We start from the raw sequence: 18,790 nt of genomic DNA on the forward strand, positions 1-18,790 counted from the left end.
CAGTGGATTGCATAATGTGCGGTCATTTTTAAAGAAGTGGTGCTAAATGAGAATTTTCAAAGCCAAGAGTCCAGCAGGGTTTGCTGAGGAGTATATTGTTGAATCTATTTGGAACGGAGAGTTTCCACCTGGTTCTATCTTACCTGCCGAGCGAGAGCTGTCTGAATTAATTGGCGTTACTAGAACCACTCTACGTGAGGTATTGCAGCGCTTAGCAAGAGATGGCTGGCTAACAATCCAGCATGGCAAACCAACGCGAGTCAATAACTTTTGGGAAACATCAGGCTTAAACATTCTTGAGACGTTAGCGCGTTTGGATGAAGACAAAATGCCTGAACTTACAGATCAGTTATTGTCAGCACGCACTAATATTAGCGCTATTTATACTCGTGCCGCAATCAAGTTTAATCCTCAGTCTGTGATTGAAATACTATCTAAAAGTGATGAGCTGGAAGATACCGCAGAAGCTTTTGCTGAATATGACTATCGTGTTCACCACCAGTTAGCGATTGCAGGTAATAATCGCATTTACGTGTTAGTACTCAACGGCTTTAAGGGCTTGTACTCGAAAATCGGTGGTCATTATTTTTCAGATGCGCGTACACGGGAGCTTGCAAGACAGTTTTATAAAGACTTGACAGCGCTTGCCCAAGAGCAAAATCACGATGGTGCCATTTCACTTATGCGTAAGTACGGTCATAAAACAGGTGAGATTTGGCAGCAACTCCGTGGTGAGATGCCAGACAATATTATGGACTAACAGCTTAACAAAAAACGCCTCTAAAATGAGGCGTTTTTTGTACAGGTGGCTCAGTACTAATCAAAAAAATAGATGGTAGTTATCGCTTTATTCGATTGTTATTTTACAGTGATGAGGCATAAACTGAGGCCAAATTTTTTTTGAGGTTGTTTTTTTGAAAACAGCCTCAATATAGTCAGTACAGTTTTAGCGCATGGATATGTGCTAGATATAATTGGACAAAAACCTAACTATTTGGAGAAAACAATGGGTGTATTAGTTGGCCGTCAGGCACCAGACTTTACAGCAGCAGCGGTACTAGGTAATGGCGAAATCGTAGATAGCTACAATCTACATGAAAACATCAAAGGTAAAAAGGCAGTCGTGTTCTTTTACCCACTAGACTTCACTTTTGTTTGTCCTTCTGAGTTGATTGCTTTTGACAAGCGTTTTGAAGAGTTCCAGAAGCGTGGCGTTGAAGTAATCGGTGTTTCAATTGACTCACAGTTCTCACACAACGCATGGCGTAATACACCAGTAAACGATGGTGGTATTGGTCCAGTTAAGTACGCACTTGTTGCAGACGTAAAGCACGAAATCTGTAAAGCATATGACGTTGAGCACCCTGAAGCTGGTGTTGCATTCCGTGGTTCATTCCTAATCGACGAGGAAGGTAATGTACGTCACCAAGTAGTTAACGATCTTCCTTTAGGTCGTAACATCGACGAAATGCTACGTATGGTTGATGCATTGGCGTTCCACAGCGAGCACGGTGAAGTATGTCCTGCTGGTTGGACTGAAGGTAAAGCTGGTATGGACGCAAGCCCTGAAGGTGTTGCTAAGTTCCTATCTGAAAACGAAGGCGCGCTATAATAAGCCATCTTTCGTTTTATAAAACCCGCCGCTTGGCGGGTTTTTATTTGCCTGCACGCCTCGTTTAATCTAGATACAACCATAGCGTTACCCCATGCTCAGTCTTTGCCCTACAAAGCGGAGCAGCTCAACTCCCACGTATGCTACAAATGTGCTTATTACTGGTAGAGAAAGTAAGCTCAATAACATTAGTTCAGAATTCATAGTGAGCTTTCCTCTTTGACTTGAGTCGATTCAGATGTAGCCATGGTGGCTTCTTGTTCCGACGCATTATCTAGAGAATGTGCGACCGCTTTAAGCGTTGAAGCTTTTAGTTCTTCAATGCTGTGGTTGATGCTTGTAGTGATGGCATTGCTGATCACATTAGATAATTCGGCGGTCGTGTCAGATTGTAGTGGGTTCGCATAGCTCGTTGCACTTGCACAACCAATTAATACGACAGCAGTTAGTTTAGTTAAAGTTTTCATAATATTGCTCCTTTGCATTGTTAGTCGTGATAACTATTACAAGGGTTGTGCCATATTATAAAAATATTTTAACTTATTGTTTTTAAATGAACTTTAAGCTTTTTGGTCGTGGTCAACAAAATCACCTAGTGCTAAATTGACCACTCGAAGTGGTTAAAAAGACGATATTTTAGCTTTCTTGTTCAAGCAGCTGATAAATCAACTTTTTCACTGTATCGGGCTCAAATGGCTTGTCACATAATGCATTCACGCCAGACTGCATAATGTTGGATAAATGTGCATCATTAGCCTCTGAGGTTACCATAAGCACGGGAATGTGAGCATGCTTGTCACTGTTACGGATTGACTCTGTGAGCTCTTGGCCGTTGACTTGTGGCATATTGTAATCGGTCACGATTAAATCAAACATCTGTGTTTGTAGTATTTCCAGCGCTTGAGCGCCATCTTCAGCCTCGGTGAATCGGGTTGCCCCTAAGTTCGTCAATACCCTAAGTATGTACTGTCGTGCCAGCTTAGAATCATCCACAACAAGCACACGTAAATCTTGAATATCGTACAAGTCCAGTTCTAACTCCTGTGGAGATAAAATGTCTAGTGTTGCGTTGATAGCTTTGCCTAAATGCAGCTTGTTAAAAGGTTTGGGCAAAATGGCAATTACGCCAGATTGTTTGAATATCTCAAGTTGCTCTTTTCGTGTTTCGCTGGAAATTAGCATAAATGGAATGGAATATTCGCTAAGGTCGTGATTGATGTAATGCTGGATATCTACCGCGTTGCCATCGGGCAGGTGAAGGCAGGAAATTATCAGATCAGGAATATTGCTTTGTAGTTGAGCTTTGGCATCAGCGATAGAGTCGGCAAAATCAATGTGTAAGATTCCTTCGCCTTGCAGCTCTTTGGTAATTATTTTTCGTTGCGTTGGAGATGGCTCAATAAGCATGATAGCAAGATCAGCACTTAGTAATTCGTTCATAAGAACCCTGTTAATGTATGCGTTATCGATATTTGATATCAAGCATATTAACCAATGGCGCGCCTATGAGCCAGTTAATTAACCTCAGCTGCGCATAAGTGAATTGGCCAAATAAAGCTATTTTGTACACTCTGGTCGTTATTTTTACTTGTAGTAGCGCGCTATTACTTCGCAAAAATGCTTTGATGTTGAACGAAATATCATCACTGGATGCGAAAACTGTAAGGGATTAACTTCTTGTTATATCAAAGCCCTTATCCACAACATAGGTTAATTAAATTTAGCGTCTAAATTCATTTGATTGAGGAAGGTCAACTAAAATAAGCACCGCGCCCTTACCACCATACTCTAAAGGAGCCTGATGCATCGCGAGTATATCTGGATGTTGAACAAGATATTGCGGCACTTTGTGCTTTAATATGTGCTCACCAATTCCGTGTACCACACAGGCACAGTAGTAGTGTTGCTTTTTGCAGGCATGGATTAACGCAGCCAATTCTTCCTTCACACGATCTTTGTTTAGACCATGTAAGTCGAGGATCAACTCTGGTGCAATATCCCCTCTGCGCAATTGTTTCGCAAGGTATCTGTCAGCGCCGGGTCTGACATAATTGACAGTGCCATGGGTATCAATGTCAGGGATATATTCGTCGGAAAAATAAAACTCAGATTGATGCTGCTTTTTTTGACTGGCAAGCTCATTTAGTTTGGGTTTGCTAGGGGCCTTCTCAAAGCGCACTGTATCTTGTTTATACTTAGTTGCACCAGCGATGGACTGGCGGAATAAATCTAGATCAGCATCATCTATCATGTGGGATTCAGGGCGTTCTTTTTTCATTGGGCCATTCTAAATAAAAAAAGCATAAAAACCCAGCTTAAAAACCGCTACAATAGCAACAATTACATTATGATGACTGAGATAAATACATGAGCGAATTTCAGGTAACAGAAGCGTTAACGCAAGAAACAGTAAGTGATTTACTAACAATCAGAGATTGGCTACGTTGGACTACCAGCCAGTTTGCAAGTGAAGGGCTATTTTTTGGCCATGGCACTGATAATGCGTGGGATGAAGCGGTAAGCCTTGTGTTACCTATTTTAAACCTGCCTTTGGATACACCCGCAGAGTTGATGAACTCACGGCTGACTCGCACCGAAAAATTACGTTTGTTGAGTTATATCGAAACTCGCATTGTAGAGCGTACTCCTGTTGCTTATTTAACGAATCAAGCATGGTTTGCTGGGATGCCTTTTTATGTAGATGAAAGAGTATTGGTGCCTCGCTCACCCTTTGCGGAACTCATCAATAAAAAGTTTGCACCTTGGTTGAAAGAAGAACAGCCTATTACGCGAATCTTAGATATGTGTACTGGCTCAGGTTGTATTGCGATAGCACTCGCGCAAGCCTTTGCTGATGCACAGGTAGATGCAGTTGACATCTCATATGATGCGTTAGAGGTGGCAAACATCAATATTGATGATTACATGCTTCAAGATCAGGTGTTTGCGATTCAGTCAGATGTATTTAGCGGTATTGAAGGTCAAAAGTATGACTTAATCGTGGCTAACCCACCTTATGTTGATGCTGAAGATATGGCGGACTTACCTCATGAGTTTCATCATGAGCCTGAACTTGGTTTGGCCTCAGGTGACGATGGTTTAGATGTAACACGTGCAATTTTACAGCAGGCAGCTGAACACTTAACTGACGATGGGTGGTTATTTGTAGAAGTAGGCAACTCTATGGTACATATGGAAGCACTGTATCCGGGGGCACCGTTTGAATGGGTTGAATTTGAGCATGGTGGTCTTGGAGTGTTCGTGGTTTCAAAACAGCAATTAATCGAATATTTTAATGACTGAGTTGGATGCTTTATAAGTCAACTCAGTAGTTTAGGGTGTCATTTGGAATGAGGATAAATAATGGCAGGTAATAGCATAGGTCAACTTTTTAAAGTGAGTACCTTCGGAGAAAGTCACGGCCCTGCCTTAGGCGGTGTGGTTGACGGTGTACCGGCAGGGCTTGAGCTTTGTGAAGCTGATTTACAAATTGATTTAGACAGACGAAAGCCCGGACAAAGCCGCTACACTACGCAGCGCAGAGAAGGGGATGAGATAAAGATTCTTTCTGGCGTATTTGAAGGTAAGACAACAGGCACTAGCATTGGCTTACTGATTGAAAATACAGATCAGCGCTCTCAGGATTACAGCAAGATAGCGGATGTGTTTCGCCCGGGCCATGGTGATTACACTTATTGGCATAAATACGGCCATCGTGATTATCGTGGCGGCGGTCGTTCTTCTGCTAGAGAAACCGCAATTAGGGTAGCGGCAGGTGGTATCGCAAAGAAGTATCTCCGCCAAGTACACGGTATTGAGATCACTGCTTGTTTGTCGCAATTAGGGCCAATCAAGGCTGAGCAGTTTAACTGGCAGCTTGTTGAACAAAATCCATTTTTCTTCCCTGATGAGCGTAAGTTAGATGAACTTGATGAGTATATGAGAGCGCTTAAAAAGTCAGGCGATTCGGTCGGTGCAAAAGTCATGGTAGTGGCTAAAAACGTACCCGTCGGTTTAGGTGAGCCAGTTTTCGATCGTTTAGACGCAGAAATAGCCCATTCATTAATGAGTATTAATGCGGTAAAAGGGGTTGAGATAGGGGACGGATTTGCGGTTGTTGAGCAAAAAGGCTCAGAGCATCGTGATGAGTTAACACCTGAGGGCTTTACCAGCAATCATGCAGGCGGAGTTTTGGCGGGCATTTCAACAGGGCAAGACATTATTGCCTCAATTGCGCTCAAGCCGACATCTAGCATTACCATCCCCGGACAAAGTATTAACACTGCAAATGAAGCGGTAGAAATGATCACCAAAGGACGTCACGACCCATGTGTGGGAATTCGCGCTATACCTATCGCAGAGGCGATGATGGCGATTACTTTGATGGATCACTTGCTGCGCCAGCGAGGCCAAAACCCTGATGTGCAGCTAACGCATGGCCCTATCAAAGCCAGTAGAGAATAACCCGCCTAGTAACTGGTTTTCATGCTCTATCGAACGATGAAAACCAGTTACTATCGTTAACATAGCCACTCTAAGAGTCCCTGAATTAGGGGAAGTCTTTCCTCCAATATAAAAATAAGCTACCTTATTAATCAACAGGTTGAAATAAATCGCCTTCCAATATATTTGTTATGGATTTGATTATGAAGCGTATCTTGCAAACACTTTTTTTACCGTTGATATTGAGTGTCACACACCCGGCAAATGCGACTGTAGAGTTTAAATTGCGACAGCTATCACCGGATCTTCACGTACTCTATGGTCAAGGAGGAAATATAGCCATTAGCGTTGGTGAAGACGGGATCTATCTTGTGGATGATCAATTTGCAAAATTGAGTGAAGAAATCAGGGCACAAGTGAGTAAGCTGAAGCCGGGCGTGCCAGAGTTTGTGATCAATACGCACTACCATGGTGACCACACCGGCGGGAATGAGAATTTTGCCAAGGCGGGTAGCCATGTGATTGCACACAATAATGTATACCGCCGATTAAAAGATAAACATGGTGAGGGCTCGAAATTTTTGCCCGTGATCAGTTTTGGTCAAGATATGACGCTGCATTTTAATGGTGAGAATGCCAAAATTTGGCATTATGAAAATGCCCATACAGATGGTGACGCGGTGATTTTTTATGAGCGTGCAAATGTGGTACACACGGGCGATATTTTCTTCAATCTGAACAGTTTGCCGTATGTGGATGTGAACAGCGGTGGTTCATTGGACGGCGTTATCGCAGCGGTTGCGGATATACTTGAGCATATTGATGACAATACCACCGTCATTCCAGGCCACGGTCCAGTAACGAATAAAAGCGGTTTGTTGGCATATAAAGCGCTTCTTGAACGGGCTAAACGCATTATGCTTGTTGCGATAGACAAGCACCAAAGCTTAGATGCTGTGATAGCGGCAGAGCCATTAGCTGAGTTAGAGCTGAGCTATTCAGATTGGTTGCCTCAACAAAGGGTGACTAAACTGTTCTATCATAGTTTGACTTCATCACCCAGCGGTGATTGATAATAAGCAAAATTTCAAGCGACTAGCGCTCTTCTAAGTGGCTTTTGTGCATTACCGCGAACATGAAGGAATATTAATGACATTATTGGAAAACACCTTGCAGCGGCTTGGCCTGACATCGGCTCTAGAAAATACTTGGTGGCAGCATACCCAGTTGCTTAATGCAACAACCTCAGAGCGTACGTTAGATAGTGAAGTCGACCGTGCCGTATTTGATTTACTGGGGGTTAGCCAACATCAGGGCATATCCGCAGTATATGCAAATACTACATCGTTTGAAGGCTTTTTAACTCACATAGCCCAGTTCAATTGCATAAAAGAATTGAATTTGGAGCGTGTGAATGCTTATCTGACGGGAAAGTCTCAGCCAACTGCAATGCGGCAGTTGTTTGACGAAATAGCTGCGATGCCAGATGTATTAACCGAGCAAGACCTACAACAATGGCAGGAAGAGGGCTACGTGGTAGTAAAGCAGGCATTGGATCTAAAGCAGTGCGATGCAGTTATCAAAGCGATAGCTGGTTTCTTAAATGCAGATCTTAGTCAGGCGTCTCAGTGGTACGAGTTAAAGGTGAGTGCGGGTATCATGGTTGATTTGATTCAACATCCTGCGCTAACACAAGCGCGTAACATAAAACGAATTCATAAAGCCTATAGCCAATTGTGGAATACTGAGGATCTGATAGTGTCTTCTGATAGGTGCGGTTTCAATCCGCCACAAACTCCAACCCACCCATTTTCAGGCCCAGACTTGCATTGGGATTTAAACTTCTCCAAACCGCTAAAGTTTGGCACACAAGGCATAGTGTATTTGACCGATACTGCACCAGAGCAGGGGGCGTTAACAGTTGTGCCAGGCTTTCACCACCAGTTAGCCAAGCAAGTGGAAAAATATAAAGGCAAACAGCACGAGATAGACTTCCATCAATTTGGTTCTAAGGCTATCGGTGCCAATGCAGGAGACATGGTCATTTGGCATCAGTTCTTACCACATGGTAGTCGCCCCAATCTAGCTGAACTGCCAAGAATTGTGCAGTACATCAATATGTATCCATTTCCACAAGTTTGATGGGTTGCTAGTGAAAACAAAAAGCCACACGCTGTGTGGCTTTTTGTTTTGTACAAGTTAAAAAGGGCGTTTAGCTATGGTATTTCTCACAAGCCTCTAATGTATTTTCAATTAAGCTCGCGACTGTCATCGGGCCAACTCCGCCAGGTACGGGAGTGATAAAGCTAGCGTTTTGTTCGGCAACGCTGTATTGCACATCACCTACTAGCTTGCCTGAGTCCAAGCGGTTAATACCAACATCAATTACGATAGCACCCTCTTTAACCCAATCACCTGGAATGAATTCAGGCTTACCAACCGCAACAACTAATAAATCTGCTCGTCTAACATGTGCTTCTAAATCTTGAGTAAACTTATGGCATACGGTCGTTGTACAACCTGCCAATAAAAGTTCTAACGACATAGGACGACCCACAATATTAGAAGCGCCCACAACAACAGCGTGCATTCCTTTATAACGCACACCGGTTGAATCAAGTAACGTCATAATACCTTTAGGTGTACAGGGTCTAAGCGCTGGCATTCTCTGAGCAAGGCGACCTATATTATATGGGTGAAAACCATCGACATCTTTATGCGGATGAATGCGCTCAAGTATTTTTTCAGCATCTAACCCTTTAGGTAGGGGTAATTGAACCAAAATGCCGTCTACTTCAGAGTCGTTATTTAAAGTATCAACTAACTCCAGTAATTGCTGCTCGCTAGTGTCCCCTGGGAGGTCAAAAGATTTTGAAACAAACCCGACTTCTTCACATGCTTTACGTTTTGAACCGACATAAACCTGACTAGCGGGATCTTGTCCTACTAATACAACTGCGAGTCCTGGGGCGCGAAGACCTTGCTCAACGCGCTCGGCAACACGTTTAGTTACTGTTGTGCGTACTTGTTTGGCGATTGCCTTACCATCTATGATGTTTGCCGTCATGGGTGACCTTTCTTGGGATTAAAAACTTGAACGATAGTGAGCGTATAGGGGTTATGCTCAAATTGCTACTTCACAATGTTAGGTAGCATCATTTCGCTATTTTCTCAGAAAACAGTGCAAGCGCCAAGCTGATATGCCGTTTTAGCTAATAATATATGCTTATCAGCGATACTTTGGACAGCAAAATTGTTTAATTTTCAGCAAAGTGATCTACTTCTTGAGCATTTTGTAGTAAAAGTAGTCAGTTGGAACGATTTTTTGAAAAAGTGTTTGACCTAGTTCGGCCAAATCACTATTATGCACCCCGTTGTCAACGAGGTCACTCGAAAACAACACAATGGTATCGGCGATTAGCGCAGTTTGGTAGCGCACTTGGTTTGGGTCCAAGGGGTCGCAGGTTCAAATCCTGCATCGCCGACCACTTTAAAATAAGAATAGCAACATGAAGATGTTCGTATGCGCCCTTAGCTCAGCTGGATAGAGCAACGCCCTTCTAAGGCGTCGGTCGAAGGTTCGAATCCTTCAGGGTGCGCCATTCTTATTTTAGTCCCTATGTAGTGGCGGCTGTAGCTCAGTTGGTAGAGCCCTGGATTGTGATTCCGGTTGTCGTGGGTTCAAGTCCCATCAGTCGCCCCATCTACATACTCCGTCGGCGATTAGCGCAGTTTGGTAGCGCACTTGGTTTGGGTCCAAGGGGTCGCAGGTTCAAATCCTGCATCGCCGACCACTTCTTCAAAAAGAATACATTTTATCTGCATCGGCGATTAGCGCAGTTTGGTAGCGCACTTGGTTTGGGTCCAAGGGGTCGCAGGTTCAAATCCTGCATCGCCGACCACTTTCTTGAAATCATTAGTACTCCTTTTCTTAATTTAATTAACCAACTTTTAACCATTCAAGCCTTAAATCTTCATAAATTTATCCTGATAGCTCGACTAAACGGTTTTATAGGTTATAATGCCGCGTCTATTGTTTAACATAGCGCCCATGAAGGGCAGGCAACAAGAACAACACATGCAATTAGTGCTCAAAACGGGCTTCCGTTGTTAGGCTGATTACGGCATGATGTGCAACTTGTTTGTAAGGAAGGCGCGTTGTCGCCAAAATTGAAGATTGAGGTAAATCATGCAAGTTTCTGTTGAGACGACTCAAGGCCTTGAGCGCCGTCTGACTATCACCGTTCCTGCAGAGAACGTTGAGACTGAAGTTAAAAAACGCTTACAACAACTGTCTAAAACTCAGCGTATAGATGGTTTCCGTGTTGGTAAAGTGCCAGTGTCTGTTATCGCAAAGCGTTTCGGTGCAGCTGTTCGTCAAGAAGTGGCGGGCGAATTAATGCAACGTAACTACATCGAGGCGATCGTAGCTGAGAAAATCAACCCTGCAGGTGCGCCTTCTTTTGCACCAAAATCTTTAGAAGCAGGTAAAGATTTAGAATTCGATGCAACTTTTGAAGTATATCCAGAAGTTGAATTAAAAGACCTTGATAAAATCACTGTTGAAAAGCCAGTTGTAGAAGTAACTGATGAAGATTTAGCAAACATGCTAGAAACGCTTCGCAAGCAGCACGCTACTTGGGTAGAAAGTGACGCAGCAGCAGGCGAGAAAGATAGAGTTACTATCGATTTCGTAGGTACTGTTGACGGTGAAGAGTTTGAAGGCGGCAAAGCAGAAGACTTCCCTCTTGAGCTAGGCCAAGGCCGCATGATCCCAGGTTTTGAAGAGGGTATCGTAGGCAAAAAAGCAGGTGAAGAAGTTGTTGCTGATGTAACTTTCCCTGAAGAATACCACGCAGAGAACCTAAAAGGTAAACCTGCACAATTCACAATCACAGTGAAGAAAGTTGAAGTTCAAGAGCTTCCAGAGCTAAGCGACGAATTCGCAACTAAATTCGGTGTTGCTGAAGGCGGTGTTGAAGGCCTTAAAGAAGAAGTTAAAAAGAACATGACACGTGAGCTTACTCAAGCAGTTAAAGCAAACGTTAAAGATCAAGCTATCAAAGGTCTTCTAGAGCACAACGAAACTGAAGTTCCTAAAGCGTTAATCGATCAAGAAATCGATGCATTACGTCAACAAGCGGCACAACGTTTTGGTGGCAATGCGCAAAACATGCCAGAGCTTCCAGCTGAGTTATTCCACGAGCAAGCAGTAACACGCGTTAAGACGGGCTTACTACTTGGTGAAGTGATCAAAGCAAACGACATCAAAGTTGATGAAGCGAAAGTTGACGAGCTAATCGAAACTGTAGCATCTGCTTACGAAGATCCAACAGAAGTTGTTGCTTACTATAAGAGCAACGAACAAATGATGCAGCAAATGCGCAATGTTGCGATGGAAGAGCAAGCAGTTGAAGCAATTCTAGCAGCAGCAAGCGTTTCAGACGTTGCTAAAGCATTTGATGAAATCATGAATCCGCAGCAAGGTGCTTAATAAGTCATTGACTTAAAGCTAAGCTAACGATTTAATGGCTCGAGATGTTCTACAATGGTTTGTAGTCTATCCGAGCCATTTTTGTTTGTAGGCACAAAATACCAACTAGACGCAGCCGTTTAGAAAGCTGCGGATTAAGGAATAAAAAATATGAATGACGGTATGATCGATCCTCTAAATGCATTAGTACCTATGGTTGTTGAACAAACAGCTAAAGGTGAGCGCTCTTACGATATTTATTCGCGTCTTTTAAAAGAGCGTATTATTTTTCTTACCGGTCAAGTTGAAGACCAAATGGCAAATTTGATCGTAGCACAAATGCTGTTTTTAGAATCAGAAAGCCCTGAGAAAGATATTTTCCTTTATATTAATTCTCCGGGTGGCTCGGTAACAGCTGGTATGTCTATCTATGACACAATGAACTTTATCAAACCAGACGTGAGTACCGTGTGTGTTGGTCAAGCTGCAAGTATGGGCGCATTTTTATTATCTGGTGGTGCCAAAGGTAAGCGTTATTGTTTACCGAACTCAAGAGTGATGATCCATCAGCCTCTGGGCGGGTTCCAAGGTCAAGCATCAGATTTCGAGATCCATGCGAAAGAAATCTTGTCGATCAAGGAGAAGCTTAACCGCTTAATGGCGGAGCATACCGGTCAGCCATTTGATGTTGTATCTCGTGACACCGATAGAGATAACTTCATGAGTGCTCAGGAAGCGGTTGAATATGGACTCGTAGATGCTGTTCATACACGCAGAGAAATCAAGTAAATCTTACAGGTGAGGTAAGAAACCTCATCCTGCAACTATGCTAAAGTGAACTTTATTTGGTATAGTTAAAATCATGTATATGGTTACCATATTCTTAGGTAACAACGAAAATAAGAGGTAGCTGAATGTCAGATACTCCAACAGACGGCGACAAAAGTAATAAGCTCTTGTACTGCTCTTTCTGTGGTAAGAGTCAGCACGAAGTACGCAAGTTGATTGCCGGCCCTTCGGTATATATTTGCGATGAATGCGTCGAACTGTGTAACGACATCATTAGGGAAGAGATAAAGGACATTGCACCCAAACATGATACGGGTGACAAACTTCCTGTTCCAAAAGAGATTAGAAATCACTTGGACGATTATGTTATCGGTCAGGAACATGCTAAGAAGGTGTTGTCTGTAGCGGTATACAATCATTACAAAAGGCTACGTAGCCAAGGTTCAAAGAACGATGTTGAGCTAAGCAAGAGTAACATTTTGCTAATAGGTCCTACAGGTAGTGGTAAAACATTACTTGCAGAAACCTTAGCAAGACTACTTGATGTGCCATTTACTATGGCTGATGCAACAACGTTGACCGAGGCAGGCTACGTTGGCGAAGATGTTGAAAATATCATTCAAAAGCTGCTGCAAAAATGTGATTACGATGTAGAAAAAGCCCAGCGTGGTATTGTATACATTGATGAAATCGATAAGATTTCTCGTAAATCAGATAACCCATCTATTACCCGTGATGTATCTGGTGAAGGGGTACAGCAAGCGTTACTTAAATTGATTGAAGGTACAGTCGCTTCAGTGCCACCACAAGGTGGTCGCAAGCACCCTCAGCAAGAGTTTTTGCAAGTTGATACATCAAAAATCTTGTTTATCTGTGGTGGTGCATTTGCAGGTTTAGATAAAGTAATTGAGCAACGCAGCCATAAAAATACAGGTATTGGGTTTGGAGCAAATGTTAAGTCATCAGATGCTTCGCGTTCTTTGAGTGAAACTTTTAAAGATGTTGAGCCAGAAGATTTAGTAAAATACGGCTTGATCCCTGAATTTATCGGCCGCTTACCAGTGGTGGCGACGTTAACTGAGCTTGATGAAGATGCATTGATCCAAATCTTAAATGAGCCAAAGAATGCGCTAACTAAGCAATTTTCTGCATTGTTTAAGATGGAAGATGTTGAACTAGAGTTCCGCGAAGATGCATTAAAAGCAATCGCCCGTAAAGCGATGGAAAGAAAAACGGGTGCGCGTGGTCTTCGTTCAATTGTAGAGGGAGTGTTACTTGATACAATGTACGAGTTACCTTCTATTGATAACGTTAGTAAAGTAGTTGTGGATGAAACTGTTATCAAAGGCGAGTCTGATCCTATTCTAATTTACGAAAATAGCTCTCAGGACAAAGCGGTATCTGAGTGAGCATGTGAATAGTGTAAAAAGGAGCCAAGGGCTCCTTTTTTTATAAATGAGTTGAACTTTTAAATCACTATCCCCATATAATCCGATATAAATAAAAATTAACGAAGTGTGAAGAGAATATAATGGCGCTTGAGAGAACGGATCGAGTTGAAATTCCTGTGTTGGCACTGCGCGATGTAGTCGTGTACCCACACATGGTGATCCCGCTTTTTGTAGGTCGAGAAAAATCGATAAAATGCCTAGAAGCGGCGATGGAAAATGACAAGCAAATCTTTTTAGTTGCGCAAAAAGACGCAACGATTGATGACCCTAAAACTGATGAAATATACGATGTAGGCACAATTGCAACGGTATTACAGTTGCTCAAGCTGCCTGATGGCACAGTTAAAGTACTCGTTGAGGGCACCCAGCGTGCGAAAATTGAGGAGTTTTTGGTCACAGACGATTATTTCTTAGCACAAGCACAGTTCCTTGAATCTCAAGATATTGAAGAACAAGAGCAAGATATATTTATTCGCAGCGCGGTGAGTCAGTTTGAAGGCTACGTAAAGCTGAATAAAAAAATCCCACCAGAGGTGTTAACCTCAGTATCTGGCATTGATGAGGCATCTCGTCTTGCCGATACGATGGCTGCACATATGCCTATCAAAGTACCTGAAAAACAAAAAGTACTTGAACTAAGTAGTGTAACTGAGCGTTTAGAATATTTAATGGCGCTTATGGAAGGTGAGATTGACCTGCTACAAGTTGAAAAGAAAATCCGTTCGCGTGTAAAAAAACAAATGGAAAAATCTCAGCGTGAGTACTACTTGAATGAACAGATGAAAGCCATTCAAAAAGAACTCGGTGAGCTGGATGATGTGCCAGATGAATTTGAAGCTTTGAAAAAACGCATTAGTGAAGCACACATGCCAAAAGAAGCTGAAGAAAAAGCGCTGTCAGAACTTAACAAGTTAAAAATGATGTCGCCTATGTCGGCAGAAGCTACCGTGGTGCGTTCGTATATAGATACGATGATAGGTGTGCCATGGAAGAAACGCTCTAAAGTGAAAAAAGATTTAGCCGGCGCACAAAAGATATTGGATGCTGATCACTATGGCCTAGAAAAGGTTAAAGATAGGATTATCGAATATCTAGCCGTTCAACAGCGTACAAATAAACTTAAAGGGCCGATTCTTTGCCTAGTTGGACCGCCAGGGGTAGGTAAAACAAGCTTGGGTCAATCAATTGCGCGCTCTACGGGCCGAAAGTATGTTCGCATGGCCTTAGGTGGTGTGCGTGATGAAGCAGAAATCCGTGGTCACAGGCGTACTTATATCGGTTCAATGCCAGGTAAGTTAATTCAAAGCATGAGCAAGGTGGGAGTGAAAAACCCATTATTCTTGTTAGATGAGATTGATAAGATGTCATCGGATATGCGTGGAGATCCAGCGTCAGCCCTATTAGAGGTACTTGATCCAGAGCAAAATAGTACGTTTGCGGACCATTACCTAGAAGTGGACTATGATTTGTCGGATGTGATGTTCGTTGCGACTTCTAACAGTTTCAATATCCCAGGTCCGTTACTTGATCGTATGGAAGTAATACGCCTTTCTGGATACACGGAAGATGAAAAGCTGAATATCTCTAAACAGCATTTGATCCCTAAACAAATTAAGCGCAATGGATTGAAAGAAGAAGAAGTAGTGATTGAAGATAGTGCTATTATTGGCATTATTCGCTACTACACACGTGAGGCCGGGGTACGTAATCTAGAGCGTGAAATTTCTAAACTGTGCCGTAAAGCTGTCAAGAATATTTTGTTAGATAAAGGCATCAAACAGGTTGTGATCAACCAAGACAACCTTGAATCATTCTTAGGTGTGCAGCGCTTTGACTATGGTAAAGCAGAAGATGGTGATCGAATCGGCCAGGTGACAGGCCTTGCATGGACTGAAGTCGGTGGTGATTTGCTAACAATTGAATGCGCAGCAGTGCCAGGAAAGGGCAAGCTGACGCATACAGGTTCACTTGGCGATGTAATGCAAGAGTCAATTCAAGCGGCGATGACCGTCGTACGAAATCGTGCCGATAAGCTGCGAATTAATAGTGACTTCTACGAGAAACGTGATATCCACGTTCACGTACCAGAAGGTGCTACACCAAAAGATGGGCCAAGTGCAGGTATTGCGATGGTGACGGGCTTAGTATCGAGCCTGACGGGCAACCCTGTTCGTTCAGATGTGGCGATGACGGGCGAAATCACGTTAAGAGGTGAAGTACTGCCCATTGGTGGACTTAAAGAGAAGCTTCTTGCTGCGCACCGTGGTGGCATTAAAACGGTCGTGATCCCAAAAATTAATGAAAGGGACTTAAAAGAGATACCACAGAACGTATTGGAAGGTTTGGAAATTCACCCTGTTACTTGGATTGACGAAGTATTATCACTGGCTTTGGCGAATCCGATCGAGAGTTTTGCTGTTCAAAGTAGCAAAAATGAAGAAAAAGTCTAAAAAAGTGCATGAAAGGGCTTTTCAAATCGAAAAGGTATGTTAACTTAAGCACTAGTTTCAAGCCTAGCCCTTATGTAGCCTAGGCTTGATAAAGATTTCCGAATTAGAGAGTCGCTGTGATGTCTCTAAATTAACAGCAAAAGTGGTATTCTTTTATATAGTCAGACCATTTTTGATAATAACAATGTAAGAGGATGATATTGTGAATAAATCTCAATTAATCGATCAAATCGCAGCTGATGCTGATATTTCTAAAGCGGCTGCTGGTCGTGCTCTAGATTCATTCATCGAGTCAGTAACTGGCGCACTAAAAGACGGCGATTCAGTGGCACTTGTTGGCTTTGGTACATTTTCAGTACGTGAGCGTGCTGCTCGTTCAGGCCGTAACCCACAAACTGGCGAGACAATTCAGATTGCTGCAGCTAATATCCCATCTTTTAAAGCGGGTAAAGCATTAAAAGACGCTGTTAACTAATTCCGCCTCGCTATTGCAAACGCGGCTTTACGTTGCTTCACAACTTTTAAATTGTAAAAGCCGTGAACAGCTTCAAGAAAAAAAGCGTATCTGATAAGATACGCTTTTTTTACATTAGCGATTAATTTCAAAGCGCAGCATGTGCTTTGGCTTAGATAAGAGAAGAACAAATGCTTGAAAAGATCAGAGAAGGGTCTCAAGGCCCAGCAGCCAAAATTATACTTGGCGTAGTCATCTTGTCTTTTGCGTTAGCAGGGATTGGTGGTTACCTAGGTCAAACCACAGAGCAACCTGTAGCAGAGGTCAATGGAGCAAAAATCAGCCAAACTGAGTTTGCGCGTGCATACCAAAATGAAAGAGCAAGATTAGAGCAACAATTTGGTGAGTACTTCGCACAAATTTCAGCAGATCCTGCATACATGGCGCGCATTCGCGAAGGTGTGGTGGACAGGCTGGTACAGCAAGAATTACAAAATCAGTTGGCTCTAGAGTTAGGGCTTCGTGTAAGTGATGAGCAAGTTAAAAATGCGATTTTAGAAATGCCGTATTTTCAACTTGGTGGTCAGTTTAGCAACGATCGTTATTTACAGCTGATTCGCCAAATGAACTTCCAACCAGATACTTTCCGTGAGTACTTACGTGAAGAGATGACGAGAAATCAATTAGTGACCGCAGTGGCTGGGTCAGATTTCATGCTGACATCTGAACTGAAAAGTGCGATTGCTCTGCAACAACAAACACGTGACCTAGACTACTTAGTACTAAATAAAGGCAAGCTTGCTGACCAAGTTGAGGTTTCAGAGCAGGAAATAAAAGATTATTACCAGCTTAACCAAAGCCAGTTCCAATCTCCTGAGCGTGTAGCTGTTCAGTACCTAGAATTAAAAGCAAGCGATGTTACGCCTACAAAAGAGATCTCTGAGGACGATGTACTGGCTTATTACGAAGAAAGTAAAAATCAGTACACCGAGCCAGAGAAACGTCGAGTAGCGCACATTTTAGTGGAAGGCAGCGCCGAAGATGCTGAAGTACAGCAAAAGGCACAAGCTATTTTAGAAGAACTAAAAGGCGGTGCTGACTTTGCTGAGCTAGCGCAAGAAAAGTCTGATGATGTAGTAAGTGCTGAAATCGGTGGTGATCTAGACTGGATTGAGCGTGACATGATGGACCCAGAATTTGAGGCTGCAGCATTTGCACTTGAAAACGTGGGTGATATTACTGATGTAGTTGCATCAGAATTCGGCCTTCATGTTATCAAATTAACAGATATTCAACGTCAGCAAGTTAAAGCATATGACGATGTTAAAGATGAGCTTCGCGCTGAGCTTGAAAGAGCTGAAAAAGTTGATGCTTTCTATCAGAAGCAGACTGAAGTAACAGAGCTTGCTTTTGAAATTGCAGATAGTTTAGAAGATGCGGCGATTGCGGCGGGTGTTGAATTGAAGTCTACTGAGTTACTAGCGCGCAATGCGTTACCAGCGCCTTTAAACACACCAGCTGTTAGCAGTGCCATTTTTACACCTGAAGTGCTAGAAGACCGTGTAAACTCGGGAGTGCTTGAGGTAGGTAATGAGCATATTGTGGTTGTTAGAGTGCAAGATTATCAAGCCGCCGCGCCGAAGCCGTTAGAAGAAGTGAGTGCCCAGATCAAAACCAAGCTTGTAAATGATAAAGCGTCTTCACTTATCAAAGAGCACACACAAGCTTTATTCGCTCAGTTACAAGATGGTAAGTCACTTGAGGAAATCGCTGCGGGTGAAGAGTTGGAAGTACAATCAGATAAGGCTTTAAACCGTCAGTCGTATAGCCTTTCTCCTGCCATTGTTAGCAAAGCATTCCAGCTACCACATCCAGTTGAAGGTCAGCCTCAGTTCGCTATGGTTGAGTTAAACAATGGTGATGCGGCATTGCTTAAGCTTAACTCAGTGACAACACCTGAAGTTAGTGATGATATTGACGCACAGCAAAAGCAAAGTATTTCGATGGCGCAAATCAATCAAAACTACAATGCATTTGTTGGTGCACTAGAGGCACAAGCTGAAGTGAAACGTCCTAAAATCAACGTCACAGAAGAAAATTAACCTTCAATTGTGAAAA

General features: G+C 42.8%; 16 protein-coding genes and 5 tRNA genes. 17 read left to right on the forward strand and 4 right to left on the reverse strand.

Annotation, left to right across the window (positions count from 1 at the left end):
* Nucleotides 1-46: 46 nt before the first annotated feature.
* Nucleotides 47-760: a fatty acid metabolism transcriptional regulator FadR gene (gene fadR / locus L1070_RS03680; protein WP_237124544.1), complete on the forward strand. Its 714-nt coding sequence runs from the start codon at nt 47-49 to the stop codon at nt 758-760.
* 246 nt (nt 761-1,006) lie between these two features.
* Complete coding sequence (locus L1070_RS03685) at nt 1,007-1,612, forward strand: peroxiredoxin C (protein ID WP_237124545.1); 606 nt, start codon at nt 1,007-1,009, stop codon at nt 1,610-1,612.
* Nucleotides 1,613-1,812: 200 nt separating this feature from the next.
* Here the strand turns inward: L1070_RS03685 and L1070_RS03690 are convergent, their stop codons facing one another.
* The 3 genes from L1070_RS03690 to smrB form a co-directional block, all read right to left on the reverse strand.
* The gene (locus L1070_RS03690; RefSeq protein ID WP_237124546.1) at nt 1,813-2,079 is read right to left on the reverse strand and encodes a hypothetical protein; all 267 of its coding nucleotides are present in this window, start codon (nt 2,077-2,079) and stop codon (nt 1,813-1,815) included.
* Between the two features lie 169 nt (nt 2,080-2,248).
* Nucleotides 2,249-3,052: a response regulator gene (locus L1070_RS03695; RefSeq protein WP_070984325.1), complete on the reverse strand. Its 804-nt coding sequence runs from the start codon at nt 3,050-3,052 to the stop codon at nt 2,249-2,251.
* A gap of 280 nt (nt 3,053-3,332) precedes the next feature.
* A complete protein-coding gene (gene smrB, locus L1070_RS03700) occupies nt 3,333-3,890 on the reverse strand; it encodes an endonuclease SmrB (RefSeq protein ID WP_237124547.1) in 558 nt (185 codons plus the stop codon).
* A gap of 89 nt (nt 3,891-3,979) precedes the next feature.
* Here smrB and prmB point away from each other — a divergent pair, with 89 nt between their 5' ends.
* The 4 genes from prmB (at nt 3,980) to L1070_RS03720 (ending at nt 8,197) form a co-directional block, all read left to right on the forward strand.
* Nucleotides 3,980-4,915: a 50S ribosomal protein L3 N(5)-glutamine methyltransferase gene (gene prmB, locus L1070_RS03705; protein WP_237124548.1), complete on the forward strand. Its 936-nt coding sequence runs from the start codon at nt 3,980-3,982 to the stop codon at nt 4,913-4,915.
* 60 nt (nt 4,916-4,975) lie between these two features.
* The gene (gene aroC, locus L1070_RS03710) at nt 4,976-6,076 is read left to right on the forward strand and encodes a chorismate synthase (RefSeq protein ID WP_070984331.1); all 1,101 of its coding nucleotides are present in this window, start codon (nt 4,976-4,978) and stop codon (nt 6,074-6,076) included.
* Between the two features lie 182 nt (nt 6,077-6,258).
* Nucleotides 6,259-7,128 (forward strand): MBL fold metallo-hydrolase, encoded by an 870-nt coding sequence (locus tag L1070_RS03715; RefSeq protein ID WP_237124549.1) that lies wholly within the window; start codon nt 6,259-6,261, stop codon nt 7,126-7,128.
* A gap of 76 nt (nt 7,129-7,204) precedes the next feature.
* Nucleotides 7,205-8,197 carry a phytanoyl-CoA dioxygenase family protein gene (locus L1070_RS03720; protein ID WP_237124550.1) on the forward strand — a complete coding sequence of 331 codons (993 nt, stop codon included), beginning with the start codon at nt 7,205-7,207 and terminating at the stop codon, nt 8,195-8,197.
* A 70-nt stretch (nt 8,198-8,267) separates the two neighbouring features.
* On the opposite strand, the gene folD is transcribed toward L1070_RS03720, so the two are convergent.
* Nucleotides 8,268-9,122 carry a bifunctional methylenetetrahydrofolate dehydrogenase/methenyltetrahydrofolate cyclohydrolase FolD gene (gene folD / locus L1070_RS03725; protein WP_070984338.1) on the reverse strand — a complete coding sequence of 285 codons (855 nt, stop codon included), beginning with the start codon at nt 9,120-9,122 and terminating at the stop codon, nt 8,268-8,270.
* Between the two features lie 344 nt (nt 9,123-9,466).
* On the opposite strand from folD, the gene L1070_RS03730 reads away from it, so the two are divergent.
* From L1070_RS03730 to ppiD, 11 genes are all read left to right on the forward strand, one after another.
* A tRNA-Pro gene (locus L1070_RS03730) sits at nt 9,467-9,543 on the forward strand.
* A gap of 37 nt (nt 9,544-9,580) precedes the next feature.
* Nucleotides 9,581-9,657, forward strand: a tRNA-Arg gene (locus L1070_RS03735).
* 25 nt (nt 9,658-9,682) lie between these two features.
* Nucleotides 9,683-9,758 (forward strand) — tRNA-His (locus L1070_RS03740).
* Between the two features lie 14 nt (nt 9,759-9,772).
* Nucleotides 9,773-9,849: transfer RNA gene (locus L1070_RS03745), tRNA-Pro, on the forward strand.
* Nucleotides 9,850-9,880: 31 nt separating this feature from the next.
* A tRNA-Pro gene (locus tag L1070_RS03750) sits at nt 9,881-9,957 on the forward strand.
* A gap of 287 nt (nt 9,958-10,244) precedes the next feature.
* Entirely contained in the window at nt 10,245-11,549 is a 1,305-nt protein-coding gene (tig, locus tag L1070_RS03755; RefSeq protein ID WP_070984341.1) for a trigger factor, read from the forward strand.
* 150 nt (nt 11,550-11,699) lie between these two features.
* Nucleotides 11,700-12,317 carry an ATP-dependent Clp endopeptidase proteolytic subunit ClpP gene (clpP, locus tag L1070_RS03760; RefSeq protein WP_237124551.1) on the forward strand — a complete coding sequence of 206 codons (618 nt, stop codon included), beginning with the start codon at nt 11,700-11,702 and terminating at the stop codon, nt 12,315-12,317.
* Between the two features lie 125 nt (nt 12,318-12,442).
* Nucleotides 12,443-13,726 carry an ATP-dependent protease ATP-binding subunit ClpX gene (clpX, locus tag L1070_RS03765; protein ID WP_237124552.1) on the forward strand — a complete coding sequence of 428 codons (1,284 nt, stop codon included), beginning with the start codon at nt 12,443-12,445 and terminating at the stop codon, nt 13,724-13,726.
* Nucleotides 13,727-13,848: 122 nt separating this feature from the next.
* The gene (gene lon / locus L1070_RS03770) at nt 13,849-16,218 is read left to right on the forward strand and encodes an endopeptidase La (RefSeq protein ID WP_070984348.1); all 2,370 of its coding nucleotides are present in this window, start codon (nt 13,849-13,851) and stop codon (nt 16,216-16,218) included.
* Nucleotides 16,219-16,420: 202 nt separating this feature from the next.
* A complete protein-coding gene (gene hupB, locus L1070_RS03775) occupies nt 16,421-16,693 on the forward strand; it encodes a nucleoid-associated protein HU-beta (protein WP_010371157.1) in 273 nt (90 codons plus the stop codon).
* A 170-nt stretch (nt 16,694-16,863) separates the two neighbouring features.
* Nucleotides 16,864-18,774, forward strand: coding sequence for a peptidylprolyl isomerase (gene ppiD / locus L1070_RS03780; protein ID WP_237124553.1), 1,911 nt, complete (start codon nt 16,864-16,866; stop codon nt 18,772-18,774).
* Nucleotides 18,775-18,790 lie beyond the last annotated feature (16 nt).

It is taken from the genome of Pseudoalteromonas sp. MMG022, from assembly GCF_021654245.1.
GTDB lineage: Bacteria > Pseudomonadota > Gammaproteobacteria > Enterobacterales > Alteromonadaceae > Pseudoalteromonas > Pseudoalteromonas amylolytica.